Genomic DNA, 17,130 nt, shown 5'->3' with positions numbered 1-17,130 from the left:
CCATCATGTCGAAAAAACTGCACCTCAACGCTTTTCTGATGTCGGTCGGTCACCACGAAGCGGCCTGGCGGCTGCCGGAGAGCGATCCCCACGCGCACACCGACATCAACTACTACGTCCGGCTGGCCCAGACCGCCGAGCGCGGCAAGCTCGACTCGATCTTCTTCGCCGACAGCCCGGTACTGATGGGCGACCCCGGCCGCCGGCCGAGCGGCAAGCTCGAACCGACCGTCATCCTGACCGCGGTCGCCGTGCAGACCAGCCGGATCGGCCTCATCGCGACGGCCTCCACCAGCTACAACGACCCCTACAACCTCGCCCGCCGGTTCGCCTCCGTGGACTGGGCGAGCAACGGCAGGGCGGGCTGGAACATCGTCACCACCGCCGGTGCCGACGCGGCCCGTAACTTCGGGCTCGACGACACCCCCGACCATCGGCTGCGCTACGAGAAGGCCGCCGAATTCGTCGACGTGGCAACGAAACTGTGGGACAGCTGGGACGACGACGCCATCCTGGCCGACAAGGAACTCGGCATCCACACCGACGCCTCGAAGGTGCGCAAGATCCTGCACCACGGCGAGCACTTCCGAGTCGACGGCCCCCTGAACCTGCCACGGTCACCCCAGGGGTATCCGCTGCTGGTGCAGGCCGGATCATCGGAGGACGGCAAGGAATTCGCCGCCCGCTACGCCGAGGCCGTGTTCACCGCGCAGCAGACGCTCGACGACGCCAAGGCCTTCTACACCGACCTCAAGGCGCGCACAGTCGCCGCGGGCCGCGATCCGGAGAGCATCAAGATCCTGCCCGGCATCGTCCCGATCATCGGCGACACCGAGGAGCAGGCCCGCGAACTCGACGAGGAACTGGCGCGGCTGATCTCGCCCGAATACGCGCGCAAGCAACTCGCCGAGCGGTTCAAGCTGCCCGTCGACGAGCTCGACCTCGACAGTGAGCTACCCGAGGACCTGCCCACCGAGGACGACATCGAGGGCGCCAAGAGCCGCTTCACCCTGATCGTGAATCTGGCTCGGCGCGAACGGCTCACGGTGCGCGAGCTGATCGCCCGGCTCGGCGGCGGACGCGGGCACCGCACTTTCGCGGGGACCGCGGTCCAGGTGGCCGACGCCATCGAGGACTGGTTCCGTCAGGGCGCCGCCGACGGCTTCAACATCATGCCCGCGGTGCTGCCCTCGGGTCTGGAGCGCTTCGTCGACGAGGTGGTCCCGATCCTGCAGGAGCGCGGCCTGTTCCGCACCGAGTACACCGAGACCACGTTGCGCGGCCACTACGGTCTCGCGCGACCGGCGAACCAGTTCGACGACGCGGACGCGCTCGTGGCCGCCCGATGAGATCGGACTGGATCCGGTACCTGACCCGTCGCTGTCTCGAGCACCGGCGGCTGGTGATCGTCAGCTACACCGGTGCGCTGGCGGCGGCGCTGCTCACCGCGGCGCTGCCGCTGGTGGTGCGGCATGTGGTCGACACACTCAGTGCCACCGCGGCGTCGGTGACGCCGTGGGTGGTGCTGTTGCTGGTGATCGGGGCGGCCAGGTTCGCGTCGTCGTACGCGCGCCGGGTGGCCTCCTCCGAGCTGTCGCTGGGGGTGCAACACGACCTGCGCCGCGACCTGTTCGCCGCATTGCTGCGGCTCAACGGGCGCGAGCAGGCACAGCTGCGCACCGGGCAGGTGGTGAGCAGGGCGATCACCGATGTCACGTTGATCCAGATGTTCTTGCAGCTCATCCCGATGATCGCGGGCAATGTGGCGCTGCTGCTGGCGGTGCTGGTGCTGATGGCCGTGATGTCGCCGGCGCTCACCGTGATCGCGCTGGTCGTGCTGCCGGGGCTGTGGATTGTCACCCGGCGCAGCCAGCGTCAGCTGTTCCCCGCGAACTGGGACGCGCAGGCGCGGGCCGCCGAGGTGGCGATGCAGGTCGAGGCCGCCGTGGCCGGTGTGCGGGTGGTGAAGGGTTTCGGGCAGGAGCAATACGAGCTGGAACAGCTGGGCGCGCGGGCGCGGGTGCTGTATCGGTCGCGGTTGCGGGTCGCCCGGATCACCAGCCGGTTCACCCCCGTCGTGCAGGCGGTGCCCGCGGCGGGGCAGGCGCTGATCCTGATCGTCGGCGGGTTGCTCGCGCTGCGCCAATCCATCACGCTCGGCACGTTTCTCGCGTTCATGACCTACCTGGGCGCTTTCGTGGGGCCGGTGCGGCAGTTCTCGATGCTGCTCACCGTGAGCCAGCAGGGCAAGGCGTCCCTCGACCGGGTGCGCGAGGTGATCGAAGCGCCGGACGACGCGGGCGCGGCGCCCGGCGCGGCGGGGACGCCGGTCGCCGCCTCGAGTGGGCTCGGCGTCACCGAGCCGCCGTCGATCGAATTCGACGCGGTCACTTTCGGTTTCGACGGCACGACGATCCTGGACGGCGTCGATCTGCGGATCGGCTCGGGTGAGACCGTCGCCGTCGCGGGCGGTGCGGGCAGCGGCAAGTCGATCCTGGTGTCGTTGCTGCCCGCCCTGCTCGAGCCCGATTCCGGCGCGGTGCGTTTCGACGGAATCGACCTGCGACAGCTGCCCGACCCACGCGCGCAGGTGGCGATGGTCTTCGAGGACACGCACCTGATGGCCGATTCGATCCGGGCCAACGTCGCCTACGGCAGACCCGACGCGAGCGACGAACAGGTCCGGCACGCGCTGTATCTGGCCGCGGCAGACGAATTCGTCACCGCCCTGCCGCAGGGCATCGACACCACCATCGGTGAACGCGGACAACGGCTCTCGGGTGGTCAGCGCCAGCGCATCGCGCTGGCTCGGGCCTTGCTCACCGAGGCGCCTGTCCTGGTGCTCGACGACGCCACCTCGGCCATCGACGCCCAGGTGGAGGAACAGATCTACCGGCGGATCGGCGCCGAACTGCGCAAGCGTACGACCATCGTCGTCGCGCACCGGATCTCGACCCTGGCGCTCGCCGATCGGGTCGCGGTGCTCGACGGCGGCCGCGTCGCCGAACTGGGCACACTGCGCGAACTACAGCAGTCCGGTGAGCTGTTCCGCGCCCTGTTCACGCCGCCGGAAGTCGTCGGCATCGGCGTCGACCCGCATCGCGACAGCACGCGGGTCGCCACCGAAGAGCTCTGGGTGGCACCGGAAGTCGACTCCGACGACGACCGCACGATGGAACACCTGGCCAAGGCGTTCGCGCGGCGCTCGGCAGGCGCGCCCGCGGGTCCCGGCGGTGGCGCTGGCGGGGGCATGATGGCCGGCGCGCCACCCAGCGGCGATATCGTCGCCCTGCTCGACCGGTTGCCGCCGGTGTCCGGCGAACCCGAGGTCGACCCGTCCTTTTCCCACACCCCGGACACCGCGTTCTCCCTGCCGCGACTGCTTCGCCCGTTCACCTGGCCGCTGCTCGCCGGACTCGGCCTGGTCGGACTCGATGCCATCGCCCAGGTGCTGATCCCGTTCCTGGTGCGCTACGGCATCGATCACGGCGTCCTGGCCGGTGCGCGCGAGGTGGTGATCGGCGCGGCCGCGCTGGCGATCGTGGTCGTGGTGGTGGACTGGGCGATCAGCGTCGCCCAGGTGCGCGTCACCGGGCGGGTCGGGGAGCGGCTGCTCTACGGTCTGCGCCTCAAGACCTTCGCCCACCTGCAACGGCTCGGCCTGCAGTATTACGAGCGCGAGCTCGGCGGCCGGATCATGACCAGGATGACCACCGACGTGGACGGGCTGTCGGCGTTTCTGCAGACCGGCCTGGCCACCGCGCTCACCAGCACGGTCACCATCGCGGGCGTGGTCGCCGCGCTCCTGGTGATCGACGCCGAACTGGCCGTGGTCGTGCTCGTGCTGCTGCCGGTACTCGGCGTCGCGACCGTGGCGTTCCGGCGCGCGTCGGTGCCCGCCTACAACCTGGCCAGGGAGCGCGTCAGCGCGGTCAACGCGTATCTGCAGGAGAACGTCGACAACATCACCGTCACCCAGGCGTTTCGCCGGGAGTCGGTGAACCAGAACGAGTTCGAGCGCCGGTCGTGGGCCTATCGCGACGCGCGGCTGCGCTCGCAGGTGCTGATGGCGGTGTTCTTCCCGTGCATCGAGCTGATGTCGGTGATCGCCACGGCCGCGGTGCTCGCGGTCGGCGTGCACCAGGTTCGCGACGACGTGCTCACCGCGGGCACGCTCATCGCGTTCCTGCTCTACATCGAGTTGCTGTTCGCCCCGATCCAGCAGCTCTCGCAGGTGTTCGACAGCTATCAGCAGGCGGTGGTCGGCGTCGACCGCATCGGTGACCTGCTGCGCACCCCCGTCGACACCCCCGAGGCCGCCGATCCGCTCCCGGTGACCGGCCTCGACGGCGCGATCGAACTGCGTTCGGTGAGTTTCGGGTACTCGTCGCGAGCCCGCACCGTGCTCGACGGGCTGGACCTGCGGATCGAGCCGGGCCAGAAGGTGGCCCTGGTCGGGGAGACCGGTGCGGGCAAATCGACTCTGGTCAAGCTGCTCGCCAGGTACTACGACCCGACCGAGGGAGCGGTGCTCGTCGACGGTGTCGACATCCGCCGGTTCCGCCTGCGCGACTTCCGCAAACGTCTCGGTGTCGTCCCGCAGGAGCCGTTCCTGTTCGGCGACACCGTGCGCGAGGCCATCGCCTACGGCAACCCCGACGCCGAGCCCGCCGAGATCGAGTGGGCCGCCCGCGCGGTCGGGGCGCACGAGATGATCGCGGCGCTCGAACACGGCTACTACCAGCCGATCGGCGCGCACGGGCGCAGTCTGTCGGCCGGGCAGCGGCAGCTGCTGGCACTGGCCAGGGCGCAGCTCATCGACCCGGACATCCTCATCCTGGACGAGGCCACCGCCTCGCTGGATCTGGCCACCGAGGCACGGGTGCGTGCCGCGGTCGACGTGCTGACCGCGGGCCGCACCACGATCGTCGTCGCGCATCGGCTCGCCACCGCCGCCGACGCCGATCTGATCGCGGTGGTCGGCGAGGGCAAACTCGTGCAGATCGGCGCTCATGCCGAGCTGGTGGCCGTCGATGGACCGTATCGGCGCCTGTGGGCCGCCTATGTCGGCGACGAAGCTCAGCACATTTCCAGCTAATCGGCGCGAGCTCGGCCGCCGTCCGGTGGGGGAGATCCGGATGGCGGCCGACCCCGGTCCACCTGGGAGCGCCGGACCGGGTCGGCCTTCGCCGCCGAATTCGCGTCACGACCGCCGTGTGTCGGTGCGGAACGGGACTTTCGCGTGTACCGCGGAGTAACTGTTACCTGCGGAAATGGCGCGTAGGGCGCGCGTTCGGGCGGTGTCCACGTACGCTCGTAGGAAGTCACCAGGTGCTGCGACCAGCGGGAGCAAATGCACAGGCACCCGTGCGGTCGTGCCGGCTAGGAGGTGTGCGATGAGCATTCAGCCCGATTTCGACCCGGACGCGCGGGCCCATGATGCCGACCCACTGGCGGAGACCGAGTACGGCACGGTCAGTGGAACCTGGGACGGACCGGTCGCCGTATGGCGCAGCATTCCCTACGCCGCCGCTCCCGCCGGCCCCGCTCGTTTCGCGAAACCCGAACCCCCGAAGCCCTGGGACGGCGTGCGCGACTGTGTGGTGTTCGGGGATATCGCACCGCAGGCCATGGGCGCGATGGTGCCGGTGGATTCCGACCTGCAGATGGGCGAGGACTGTCTGTGGGTCAATGTCTGGTCGCCGCGACCCGAGCCCAGCGACGACGCACCGCGCCCGGTCATGGTCTGGGTGCACGGCGGCGCCTACTGCCTGGGCACCGCAGCCCAGACCATCTACGACGGACGCAAGCTGGCCGAGGCGGGCGACGTCGTGGTCGTCTCGGTGAACTACCGAATCGGGGTGCTCGGTTTCCTCGATCTGTCCTCGTTCGGTGAGCAGTTCACCGCGAACCTCGGCCTGCACGATCAGCTCGCCGCCCTCGCGTGGGTGCGAGACAACATCGCCGCCTTCGGTGGTGATCCGGGCAACGTGACCCTCTTCGGTGAGTCCTCGGGCGCGGGATGTGTCACCGCGCTGCTCACCTCGCCCGCCGCGGCCGGGCTGTTCCACAAGGCGATCGCCCAGAGTCCGCCCGCCACCACGGTTTTCGGGCAGGAACGGGCGGCGGTCGTCGGACAGCGCTATCTCGAGCTGCTCGAACTCGGGCCCGGCGAGGCGAATCGGTTGCTGGAATTGCCGATCGAACAGCTCGTCGAGATCGGGTCCGTGCTGTTGGACGAGGTGCCCATCAAGGAACCGGGCAGGCTCGCCGCGGCCCCGGTCGTCGACGCGGACCTGTTGCCCGGCTACCCGATCGACCGATTCCAGCAGGGACATTCGCATCGGGTGCCGCTGCTGATCGGCACCAATCGCGATGAGGCGTCGCTGTTTCGGGTGCTGCGCTCACCGATCATGCCGGTGACGCCCGACGCGGTGAACGCGATGCTGCGCGACGTCGCCGCATCGCATCCCGAGATGTCGCCCGAGCGGATCGCCGAGATCACCTCGGCCTACCCTGACCTCACCAAAACCCGCGGCGCACTGGCGATGTCGACCGACGCGGCCTTCCGCATGCCCGCGGCCTGGGTCGCCGAGGGGCACGCCCAGCATTCGCCGACCTGGATGTACCGCTTCGACTACGCCACCCCGATGTTGAAGGCGGCCAGGGTGGGAGCCGGTCATGCCACCGAATTGCCGTATGTCTTCGGCAATTTCGGCACCTTGAACCACGACCCCACCTTCTGGCTCGGTGGGCGCAAGGCCTCGGTCGCGGTCTCGGGCCGCATGCAGCGCCGCTGGCTGGCCTTCGCCGAACACAGTGTCCCCGCCGCCATCGACGGCTCCAAACACTGGCCCCGCTACCGCCCCACCGCCCGCACCACCCTGCTCATCGACACCATCGACCGCGTGGTGGACAACCCCGACGCCGAACTCCACACCGCCTGGGGCGACCAAGCCGTCGGCTTCAGCTAGACCCGGCGCGAGCGCGTTCGATCTCGTTGATGTGGGTCTCGGTCCACTGCCGCAGGGCGGTGATCGGTTCGGCGAGGCTGCGACCCAGCGCGGTGAGTTCGTAGTCGACTCTGGGCGGAATGGTGGGATACACCGTGCGGGTGACGAATCCGTCGGCTTCGAGACGGCGCAGCGTCTGGGTGAGCATTTTCTGGGAGACGCCCTCGATGCGCCGGCTGAGGTCGGTGTAGCGCTGCGTGCCGTCGAGGAGCGCGTCGACCACCAGGATCGTCCATTTGCCTGCGATGTGATCGAGCACCTGGCGGGTCGGGCACTTCGCCGAGTAGGCGTCGGCGGGCAGACCGGAGGACTCCACGAAGGTCGTCATCGACGGATAGTAACGCACTATTTAGTGCCTACTTCCCAATAGAGAGTGACTCTCTGATAGTTGGCGCATGACATCGAAGACTCTGTCGGTCGCCGAGGCGATCCGCACCCGACGCACCGTCCGTCACTACCGCCCTGATCCGGTCTCGGCGACCGATCTTGAGGCGCTGCTCACTCTCGCCATCGAGGCGCCCACCAGCTGGAACTTGCAGGACCGCGCCATCGTCACCGTCACGAGCGAGGCGGGCCGGGCGGGCCTGGCCTGGGCGACCGGTGAGCAGCCCCAACCGCGGGAGGCGCCGCTGATTCTCGTGTTCGTCGCCGAACCGGAGTCCTGGCGCGAGGACCACAGCGACGTCTACGACCAGGCACGCGGCAACGGCGCGTGGTCCGAGGAGTTCATCGAGATGTTCGCCTCGGCGTCCCACGAGTTCCAGAACGATCTCGCGCGGCGCGGGCTACTGCGTGAATACGCGGTCAAGGACGCCATGATCGCGGCGACCTACGTGATGCTGGCGGCCACCGAGCTGGGGCTGGCCACCGCACCGATGAACGGCTGGGACGAAGCGAAGGTGAAGGAGGCGATCGGGATCGGCGACCGTGACGATCTCGCGATCGCGCTGCTGCTGGCGGTCGGTCACCCGGCCGAGCGACGCGATCATCCGGGGCGCCGGGCCATGGAGCGCAATGTCTTCCGTGAGGCATATGGGCTCGCGTGAACAGCACGACGCCGGGTCACCGGCCGAGGAATCGGCGGTGACCCGGCGTCGTGAGGATCAGACGTCGGTGGAGAAGCGGATGCCGCCGTCGGGGATGACCACGCCGGGCCACACGCGGGCGCCACGCAGGAGCTCGCAGCGGGCGCCGACATTGGCGCCGTCGCCGATCACACCGTCGCGGACCAGTGCGCGGGGGCCGATGCGGGCACCGAAGCCGATGATCGAGCGTTCGACGGTAGCGCCCGCCTCGACCACCGCGCCGTCGAAGATCACCGCGCCGTCCAGTCGCGCACCGGCGCCGATTTCCGCGCCGCGCCCGACCACGGTCCCGCCGATGAGCAGCGCGCCCGGTGCCACACCCGCGCCGGGGTGGACGAGGGACTCGCCACGCTGGCCGGGCAGGGCGGGGGAGGGAGCGATGCCACGGACCAGGTCCGCGGAGCCGCGCACGAAGTCCTCCGGGGTGCCCATGTCGCGCCAGTAGGAGGCGTCGACGTGGCCCTGGACGCGGGCGCCCTCGGCCAGGAGCGCGGGGAACACCTCGCGTTCCACCGAGACCGGGCGACCCGTGGGGATCTTCTCGATGTATTCGCGGCGGAACACGTAGCAACCCGCGTTGATCTGGTCGGTCGGCGGATCCTGGGTCTTCTCCAGGAACGCGGTGACGCGGCCGTCGTCGTCGGTCGGCACGCAACCGAAGGCGCGCGGATCGCTGACGCGGACCAGGTGCAGGGTGACGTCGGCGTTGGTCGACTCGTGGGTGTCGAGGATCGCACCGAGGTCGGTGCCGCCGAGCACGTCGCCGTTGAACACCATCACGTTGTCCGCGCGCAGCTTGGGCAGCACATTGCGGATACCGCCACCGGTGCCCAGCGGCTCGGTCTCGGTCACGTACTCCAGGTCGAGGCCCAGTTCGGAGCCGTCACCGAAGTGCTCCTCGAAGACCTCGGCCTTGAAGGACGTGCCGAGCACCACGTGGGTGATCCCGGCCTCGGCGATCCTGGCCAGCAGGTGGGTCAGGAACGGCAGCCCGGCCGTCGGCAGCATGGGCTTGGGCGCCGAGAGGGTGAGCGGACGCAGCCGCGTGCCCTGTCCGCCGACGAGGATGACCGCGTCGGTGCCTGCATTGCCTGCCATCGAGTTTCCCCTGTTCACAGTGATACCGCGCCCATTCAGGCGCCGGTTCGCGCTTGCTCACGCAGCGCCGATCGAACCGCAATCTTGGAGCGAACCGCAAGTCCGGCCCGCAACGCGCCCCGCAACGGTGCCTGCCACCAGTGCGGATGCCGGTCCGCCTGGAAGCGGTAGGCGCTGGCGTGGTGGGCGGGCAGCATCAATTCGGGATGCTTGCCCGCGGCATGACCCTTGGCGTGGGTCACCTCGGCGTCCGGGACGAATACATTGTGCCAGCCCGCCTTGCCCATGCGGTCACCGAAGTCCACGTCCTCCATGTACATGAAGTAGCGCGAGTCGAAACCGTCGATGGTGTCGAAGGCGGCGCGGCGCACCAGCAGGCAGGAGCCGGACAGCCAGCCGACCACCCGCTCGGAGATCTGCTCGTTCTCCTGGCGGTAGCGCATCGACCAGGGGTTCTTCGGCCAGACCGAGCCCAGAATCGCGTGCCCGGCGCCATCGGCGAGGCCGGGGACCCGGCGCGCGGACGGGTAGATGCTGCCGTCCGGCTCGCGAACCATCGGCCCGATCGCGCCGGCCCGCGGCCAGCGCGCGGCGGCTTCGAGCATCTTGTCGATGGAGTCGACGCCCCAGCGGATGTCCGGGTTGGCCAGGATGACGAATTCGATGGACGGATCGATCTCGGCGACGGCCCGGTTGATGGCGCCGCCGTAGCCGATATTGCCGCCGGTGTGCAGCAGCGTCACGTGCGAGTTGGCCTCGGCGACGAGTTCGGGGACGCCGTCGGTCGAGCCGTTGTCGGCCAGGATCACCTGCGGCTTCTCGCTGGTCGCGTCGGCGAGAGTGGTGATGAAGTGCTCGAGGTGCTCACCCGGTGAATAGGTCACCGTGACCACGGCAAGGCCGGCGGTGGCTGGAGAATCGGCTGCGTCTGCTGCGTTCACGACTGCGGAGCCTAGTCGGACAACCGGCGCAGTGCGTCGGTGAGTGCGATACGCCAGGGGCGAAGCGGGGTGAGGCCCGCCGCGTTCCAGGCGGCGGGGGACAGCACCGAATACGCCGGGCGCGGTGCGGGTCTGGGGAATTCGCTGGACGCGCACGGCAGTACCCGGTTCGGGTCGGCGCCCAGGTCGGTGAAGACCGCCGCGGCGAGGTCGAACCAGGTGGCGGTGCCGGAATTGGTGGCGTGCAGCACACGGGGGGCGTCGGGGCGGGTGCTCAATTCGAGCAGGCCCGCGGCCAGATCGGCGGCGCTGGTGGGAGAGCCGAGCTGGTCGTTCACCACGGTGACGGTGTCGCGTTCGGCCTCCAGCCTGCGCATCGTCGCGACGAAATCCCCCTCGACAACGGAATAGACCCAGGCGGTGCGCACGACCTGGGCGCCCAGCGCGAGCACCGCCTGCTCACCGGCGAGCTTGGATCGGCCGTAGACGGTTTCCGGCCCGGTGGGGTCGTCGGGTTCGTACGGAGTGCGCGCGGTCCCGGGGAAGACGTAGTCGGTGGACACGTGGATCAGCCGCGCTCCCGCCGCGGCGCAGGCGGCGGCCAGGACGCCCGGTCCGGTCGCGTTGGCGGCGAAGGCGGCGTCGACGTCGGTTTCGGCGGCGTCGACCGCGGTGTAGGCCGCGCAGTTGATCAGTACGGCCCCCGGGGCGAGGACGGCGTCGACGGCGGCGCGGTCGGTGATGTCGAGTTCGGCCCGCCCGAAGCCACGCGCCTCGGGTGCCAGGCGCAGGATCTGTCGCCCCAGCAGACCATGTGCGCCGGTTACGATCAGGTGAGCGGGGGCGGGGAAATCGACGTTCACGCGGCCAGTCTGGCACGCCGGGGCACGTGCGGTTGGGCCCGAGTGTGGTAACTGTTGGTTAGCCTGTGATGGCCGGTGTCCTCGGACGAGCCCGGGTTAACGACAAGGCGGAGTTTGCCGGGGGAAGAGCGGGCCGGGCGCGGAGTTCGTCGAGAGGATGCACGAGTGCGAGAGTCGACAAGACCGGTCAGCGCGCCTGCGGGCACCTTCGGTCCGGCCAAACTGATGGTGGCGATTTCGGCGGTGCTGGTGCTGGCACTCACCGGATTCGCCTGGCGCAGTGTCGATAACCTGATCGCCAACATCGACCGGATCGGTGGGCTCGGCCTCGGCGGTGAGCGCGACGGCGCTGTCGACATCCTGCTCGTCGGCGTCGACAGCCGCACCGACGCACACGGCAACCCGCTCACCACCGCCGAACGCGCGATGCTGCACGCGGGCGACGAGGTGGGCACCAACACCGACACCATCGTGCTGATCCGCGTGCCCAACGACGGGCGCTCGGCCACCGCGATCTCCATCCCGCGCGACTCCTACGTCGATGTCGGCGGCCAGGGCAAGGCCAAGATCAACTCCGCGTACGGCTCGACCAAGGAGACCGAACGCGCCGAACTGCTCGCCGACGGCAAGTCCGAGGCCGAGGCCGAACGCGAGTCGACCAAGGCCGGCAGGCAGGCGCTGATCAAATCGGTGGCGACCCTGACCGGCATCACCGTCGATCACTACGCCGAGGTGAGCCTGCTCGGCTTCGTGCTGCTCACCGACTCGGTCGGTGGTGTCGAGGTGTGCCTGAATCAGGCGGTGGACGAACCGATGTCGGGCGCGGACTTCCCGGCCGGGCGTCAGCGTCTCGACGGTCAGGAGGCATTGAGCTTCGTGCGCCAGCGCCACGATCTCGAACGCGGTGACATCGACCGGATCGTGCGTCAGCAGGTGTTCATGGCGCAATTGGTCGGCCAGTTGCTCAACGCCAAGACCCTGGCCAATCCGGGCAAGCTCAGCGAGATCAGCGAGGCGGTCGGGCGCACCGTCGTGCTCGACGACGACTGGGACGTGCTGGCTTTCCTGCAGCAGCTCAAGGATCTGTCCGGCGGCAAGGTGGAATTCGAGACCATTCCCGTCTCCGACCTCAACAGCATGACCTCGGCCGGGGAGTCGGTGGTGAAGGTCGACCCGAAGACGGTGCAGAAGTTCGTCGCCGGTCTGGTGGGGGAGGAGAAGAAGGAAGAAGACACCGCTCCGAAGATCGATACCTCGACCGTGACGGTGAACGTGCTCAATGCCGGCGGCGCCACCGGACTCGCGGGCAAGGTGTCCACGGCTCTGACGGGCAAGGGATTCCGGGAAGGCACGGTCGGCAACTACACCGGCGGCAGCGTGAGCTCGAGCCGCGTGCTGGCCGCCGACGCCGACGACCCGAAGGCAGCGGCGGTCGCGGAGGCGCTGGGCGGCTTGACGGTGGTCGCCGATGAGACGGTGTCTACGGATACAGTGAGCGTGGTGTTGGCGAGCGACTACTCTGGTCCCGGCTCGGCCGCGGCAGGCATGTTCGATCTCGACGCGACTTCCTCGGCGACCGCGACACCGATACCGCCCGCCCCGCCGATCGACGCAGGCCAGAACGGACCGAAATGTGTGAATTGACCCATGCGTGAGCCGAATTCGACCCTGACCGACGCCCTCCTCGACCCCATACTCGAACGTGATCCCGCCGGACCGCGCGTCACCTGGTACGACGACGCCACCGGCGCGCGGATCGAACTGTCCGGGCTGACACTGGCCAACTGGGCCGCCAAGACCGCGAACCTGATCCGCGACGAATTCGCGCTCACCCCCGGTGCGCGGGTCGCGGTGCTGTTGCCCGCGCACTGGCAGACCGCCGCGGTGCTGCTCGGCTGCTGGTGGGCGGGAACCGAAGTGGTGCTCACCCCCGATCCCGACGCCGACCTCGCGCTGGTCACGCCCGACCGGCTCGACGATGCCGACGGTGTCGACGAGGTGGCGGTGCTGTCGCTGGACGCCATGGGGACCCCGGTGCGCGACCTGCCGGTCGGAGTCACCGACTTCGCGACCGCGGTGCGCGTGCACGGCGATCAGTTCCTGCCCGGTGGTTTCCGGGCCGCGCTCGACGGGCTCCCGGTGCCGGAAGTGCTGACGATGGCCAGGAAGTCCGCTGCGCTGCAAGGTTTTTCCGCTGGCGACCGGGTGCTGTCGAGTACGCCATGGGAGACGGTGGAGGAGCTGATCGACGGCTTCGTCGCGGTGTTGTTCGCCGGGGCCTCGCTGGTGCAGGTCGTCAATCCCGATCCCGCCGGTCTCGAACATCGGGTCGTCACCGAGAAGGTGACCGTCCGGCGCTGACTCCTACCCAGGTATAGGTTCGGGTCCACCTCGGGGACGTGTCGCGTGTCACACCCCGTCCGTACTGTGGAAGCAAGACTTCGGCAGAGCGGCAGAGGTGGCGATGATAGCGAAATACTGGGTTCGATGGTCGGCCGAACACGGGGCGCCGCGTGCCATCCTGCGCTGGCAGGTGCGTCGCGGCGATCCGTTCTCGACGTTGCTCAGTGGTCAGCGGGGCCTGCACGATCCGTATCCGCTGATCGATGAACTGCGCGGTCGCGGCGGATTGATCAAGACGTCGGTCTCCTACGCCACGTTCGATCACGCGCAGGTTCGAGCGATTCTGCGCGATCCCAAATTCGGGGTGCGTCCCGCCCTCAACGCGGAACTGCCCGCCGCGTGGCGCAAGCTCGCCGAGGTGGTCACGGTACCGCCCAACCCGGTCGAGCCGCCGTCGATGCTGGTCCTCGACCCGCCGGAACACACCCGGATGCGCAAGCCGGTGGCGTCGGCGTTCACCCCGCGCGCGATCGCGCGGCTGCGCGAGCGCGTGGAGGTGGTCACCGCCGAACTGCTCGCGGCGATGCCCGCGGACGGCTCGGTCGACCTGATCACCGATTTCGCGGCCAGGGTGCCGATCGCGATCATCGCCGACATGCTCGGCTTCCCGCCCGCGGACCGCGAGATGTTTCTGCGCTGGGGCGACAAAGTCACCCCGCTGCTCGATCTCGGCACATCATGGCGGACCTATCGGGCCGCGATGGCCGCGATCGAGACCATGGACGACTACCTGGCCGACCACATCGCCACATTGCGTCGCGCGCCGGGTGAGGACATCCTGTCCACCCTGGTCCGCTCGGGTGATCTGAGTCTGCGGGAACTGCAGGCGGGCGCGAGTCTGCTGATGGGCGCCGGTTTCGAGACGACGGTCAACCTGATCGGCAACGCGGTCGCCGCGCTGTCGGCCCATCCCGATCAGCTCGCCCTCGCCCAGGACGATCCCGAACGCTGGCCCGACGTGGTGGAGGAAACGCTGCGGTTCGATCCACCCGTCCAGACCACCGCACGCCAGACGCTCGAGGATGTCGATATCGATGGTGTGCGAGTGCGGGCGAACAGTACGGTGATCCTGTCGCTGGCCGGGGCCAACCGCGACCCGGCGGTCTTCCCCGACCCGCACCGCTTCGACATCGACCGCCGTAATGCCAAGGAGCACTTGGCGTTCAGCAGCGGCGTGCACTCCTGCCTCGGTGCGAGCCTGGCCAGGATGGAGGCGGTTCACGCCCTGCGCGCGCTCTACACCCGCTACCCGAATCTGCGTTTGCGCGGCGAGCCGGTCCGTCGAAACCTGTTCACGCTGCACGGTTTCGAGCACATGCCGGTCGACTTGGGTCCGGTCGCGCGCGTCTCGGCCCCCGATGACCTGGCGGGTGCGTCCCGTCCGGCCTGAGTCCGGTGCTCGCCGGTCGCCGGCCGGACTTTCGCGCCTGCCCGCGCCGGACGAGCCCTCCGTGCGCGGCTACGTGCTCGCACGCCAGCGGTAGCGGGTCTTCGGCCGGCCGGCCCGGCCGTAATCGGCGCGACGCTCGGCCAATCCGTCGTCGGCGAGCTTCTCGAGATAGCGCCATGCCGTGATCCGCGAAACACCCACGGCCGCCGCGGCATCGGTGGCCGTGATCCCGGCTTCGGCCGCGCGTACCGCGCGCGACACCTCTTCGAGGGTGTGCTGGACAACGCCTTTCGGCGCACCGGCCTTCTGGTCGGCGGTGCGCAGCGCACCGAGCGCGCGGTCGATGTCGTACTGCGACAGTGCCGCCTCACCCGCGGGCAGCGCGGTGTCGAAACCGCGGTAGCGTTCCAGCTTTTCCCGGAACGCGGCGAAGGTGAACGGCTTGAGCAGGTACAGCACCACACCGTGCGCCACCGCGCTGCGCACCATGTTCAGCTCGCGCGCCGAGGTGATCGCGATGACATCGGGGCGCGGCTGGAGCCCGTTGAGCGCGGCGGCCACATCGAGGCCGCTGATGTCGGGCAGGCCGATGTCCATCAGCACCAGATGGAACGGATTGCCGTCGGCGATCGCCTCGGCCGCCACCCGCAGCGCGTCGCGTCCGGTGTGGACGACCCCACCGGTGACGAAACCGTCGAGCCGTTCGAGATAGGCCCGATGTGCCTGGGCGATCAACGGCTCGTCCTCGACGATCAGGACGCGGATCATGGTGTCTCCCTCAGCGGAATGCGAACGATGACCGCGCTGTGTGGTGCGGCCGTGGTGGTGATGGTGCCGCGATGTCGATCGACGAGGCGGTGCACCAGAGCGAGGCCGAGGCCCGCGTGGTCGGATTTCGTGGTGTAGCCGCGTTCGGCGGCCCGCGAGAACATCTGGGCCGACATGCCGGGCCCGCTGTCGGACACCTGGACCCACAGCGCGCCGTCACGATGACACACCGACACCTCGACGCGCTTGTCGACGGTGCCCGCCGCCGCGTCGATCGCGTTGTCGATCAGGTTGCCCGCCAGGGTGACGGTCTCGTGCGCGGACAGTGGATCGGTGGAGTCCAGCGCGGTGTCCTCGCTGATCGCCAGGCTCACCCCACGCTCGGCGGCCTGGTCGACCTTGCCGAGCAGCAGCGCGGCCAGCGCCGCGTCGCCGACGGCGGCCAGCAGCCGGTCGATCAGCACCTGCGAGAGCTGTAGCTCCGCGGTCGCGAAGGCTACCGCTTCGTCGGGTCGGCCCAGCTCGACCATCGTCACCACGGTGTGCAGCCGGTTGGCCGCCTCGTGTGCTTGCGCGCGCAGCGATTCGGCGAAGCCGCGCACCGAGTCGAGCTCGCCGAGCACCGCGCGCAGTTCGGTCTGATCGCGGATGGTGAGCACGGTGCCGATTTCGCGGCCCTCCCAGCTCACCAGGTCCTGGTTGACCAGCAGGATGCGGTCGGTGGTCACGTGCGTCTCGTCGCGCACCACACCCCCGCTCATCTGTTGCAGCGAGACCGGCAGGTCGCTGCGCAGGACGGGACCGTCGGGCAGGTCGAGCAACGTGCGCGCCTGATCGTTGACCACCTCCGCGGCCTCGGATTGGTCACCGAACACCACCAGGCCCTCGTGGACGGAGTGCAGCACCGCGTCGTGGTGCTCGTAGAGCGCGCGTAGTTCGTCGGGGGCCAGGCCGTGGGTCTGGCGGCGCAGCCTGCGGCTGATCAGGAACGACGAGAGCGCGGCCAGCGCGAGACCCATCGCGGCGACGCCGAGGATCAGCGGCAGCTGGGAGGCGACCTGGGTGCTGATCTTGGCTCGGGTGACACCCGCCGAGACCAGCGCGACCACCCGGCCGTTGTCGTAGACCGGGGTGACCGCGCGGATCGAGGGACCGAGGGTACCGGTGAAGGTCTCGGTGAGGGTCTGGCCCGCCAGGGCTCCGTCGATGCTGCCGACGAACGGCTTGCCGATCAGGTCGGGGTTGGTGTGGGTGTAGCGGGTGCGGTCGGGGGCCATCACGACGATGAAGTCCATGCCGGTGGCCGCCCTGATCCGCTCGGTGGTCGGTTGCAGCAATCCGCTCGGGTAGGGCGAGTTCACCGCGGCCAAGGTCGACGGCGACCGCGCCACCGTGACCGAGACGTCTCTGACCTGCATCTCCGCGGCCAGGTCATGGTCGCGCCTGGCATCGAGCACGGCCAGGATCGTGCCGATGGCGATCAGCAGCGCCAGCACCACCAGCTGCCATACGAAGGCCTGTCCCGCGAGCGACAGTCGTCCTCGTCGCACCTCTTGCCTCCGACCTGGA

General features: G+C 69.3%; 13 protein-coding genes. 7 read left to right on the top strand and 6 right to left on the bottom strand.

Annotated elements, in window-relative coordinates; translation table 11 throughout:
- Nucleotides 1-5: 5 nt before the first annotated feature.
- From ACWF99_RS27455 to ACWF99_RS27445, 3 genes are all read left to right on the top strand, one after another.
- Complete coding sequence (locus ACWF99_RS27455; RefSeq protein ID WP_378632516.1) at nucleotides 6-1,349, top strand: LLM class flavin-dependent oxidoreductase; 1,344 nt, start codon at nucleotides 6-8, stop codon at nucleotides 1,347-1,349.
- The gene (locus ACWF99_RS27450) at nucleotides 1,346-5,098 is read left to right on the top strand and encodes an ABC transporter ATP-binding protein (RefSeq protein WP_452537744.1); all 3,753 of its coding nucleotides are present in this window, start codon (nucleotides 1,346-1,348) and stop codon (nucleotides 5,096-5,098) included. Before ACWF99_RS27455 ends, ACWF99_RS27450 begins: the two co-directional genes overlap by 4 nt.
- Nucleotides 5,099-5,396: 298 nt before the next feature.
- A complete protein-coding gene (locus ACWF99_RS27445; protein ID WP_452537743.1) occupies nucleotides 5,397-6,974 on the top strand; it encodes a carboxylesterase/lipase family protein in 1,578 nt (525 codons plus the stop codon).
- Here the strand turns inward: ACWF99_RS27445 and ACWF99_RS27440 are convergent.
- A complete protein-coding gene (locus ACWF99_RS27440) occupies nucleotides 6,967-7,341 on the bottom strand; it encodes a winged helix-turn-helix transcriptional regulator (protein WP_378632524.1) in 375 nt (124 codons plus the stop codon). The genes ACWF99_RS27445 and ACWF99_RS27440 overlap by 8 nt on opposite strands.
- Nucleotides 7,342-7,408: 67 nt before the next feature.
- Here ACWF99_RS27440 and ACWF99_RS27435 point away from each other — a divergent pair, with 67 nt between their 5' ends.
- Complete coding sequence (locus ACWF99_RS27435; protein WP_452537742.1) at nucleotides 7,409-8,059, top strand: nitroreductase family protein; 651 nt, start codon at nucleotides 7,409-7,411, stop codon at nucleotides 8,057-8,059.
- 57 nt (nucleotides 8,060-8,116) lie between these two features.
- Here ACWF99_RS27435 and ACWF99_RS27430 read toward each other — a convergent pair whose 3' ends face one another.
- From ACWF99_RS27430 to rfbD, 3 genes are read right to left on the bottom strand one after another with little or no spacing between them, the layout of a single operon-like run.
- Nucleotides 8,117-9,196 (bottom strand): mannose-1-phosphate guanylyltransferase, encoded by a 1,080-nt coding sequence (locus tag ACWF99_RS27430; RefSeq protein ID WP_101466021.1) that lies wholly within the window; start codon nucleotides 9,194-9,196, stop codon nucleotides 8,117-8,119.
- Between the two features lie 35 nt (nucleotides 9,197-9,231).
- Nucleotides 9,232-10,137: a glycosyltransferase family 2 protein gene (locus ACWF99_RS27425; protein ID WP_378632529.1), complete on the bottom strand. Its 906-nt coding sequence runs from the start codon at nucleotides 10,135-10,137 to the stop codon at nucleotides 9,232-9,234.
- A gap of 11 nt (nucleotides 10,138-10,148) precedes the next feature.
- Nucleotides 10,149-11,000 carry a dTDP-4-dehydrorhamnose reductase gene (rfbD, locus tag ACWF99_RS27420; RefSeq protein ID WP_452537741.1) on the bottom strand — a complete coding sequence of 284 codons (852 nt, stop codon included), beginning with the start codon at nucleotides 10,998-11,000 and terminating at the stop codon, nucleotides 10,149-10,151.
- Between the two features lie 225 nt (nucleotides 11,001-11,225).
- Here rfbD and ACWF99_RS27415 point away from each other — a divergent pair, with 225 nt between their 5' ends.
- From ACWF99_RS27415 to ACWF99_RS27405, 3 genes are all read left to right on the top strand, one after another.
- Nucleotides 11,226-12,644, top strand: a complete 1,419-nt coding sequence (locus ACWF99_RS27415) for an LCP family protein (RefSeq protein WP_452537766.1) — start codon at nucleotides 11,226-11,228, stop codon at nucleotides 12,642-12,644.
- 3 nt (nucleotides 12,645-12,647) lie between these two features.
- Nucleotides 12,648-13,361 (top strand): TIGR03089 family protein, encoded by a 714-nt coding sequence (locus tag ACWF99_RS27410; protein WP_378632533.1) that lies wholly within the window; start codon nucleotides 12,648-12,650, stop codon nucleotides 13,359-13,361.
- 103 nt (nucleotides 13,362-13,464) lie between these two features.
- Nucleotides 13,465-14,793, top strand: coding sequence for a cytochrome P450 (locus ACWF99_RS27405; RefSeq protein WP_378632535.1), 1,329 nt, complete (start codon nucleotides 13,465-13,467; stop codon nucleotides 14,791-14,793).
- A 69-nt stretch (nucleotides 14,794-14,862) separates the two neighbouring features.
- Here the strand turns inward: ACWF99_RS27405 and ACWF99_RS27400 are convergent, their stop codons facing one another.
- Nucleotides 14,863-15,561: a response regulator gene (locus tag ACWF99_RS27400; protein ID WP_378632537.1), complete on the bottom strand. Its 699-nt coding sequence runs from the start codon at nucleotides 15,559-15,561 to the stop codon at nucleotides 14,863-14,865.
- The gene (locus tag ACWF99_RS27395; protein WP_378652125.1) at nucleotides 15,558-17,111 is read right to left on the bottom strand and encodes an ATP-binding protein; all 1,554 of its coding nucleotides are present in this window, start codon (nucleotides 17,109-17,111) and stop codon (nucleotides 15,558-15,560) included. The genes ACWF99_RS27400 and ACWF99_RS27395 overlap by 4 nt, the downstream gene beginning before the upstream one ends.
- Nucleotides 17,112-17,130: the final 19 nt, after the last annotated feature.

The sequence above is a fragment of the Nocardia sp. NPDC055002 genome (assembly GCF_053608825.1).
This window is presented reverse-complemented; position numbering and strand designations above follow the sequence as displayed.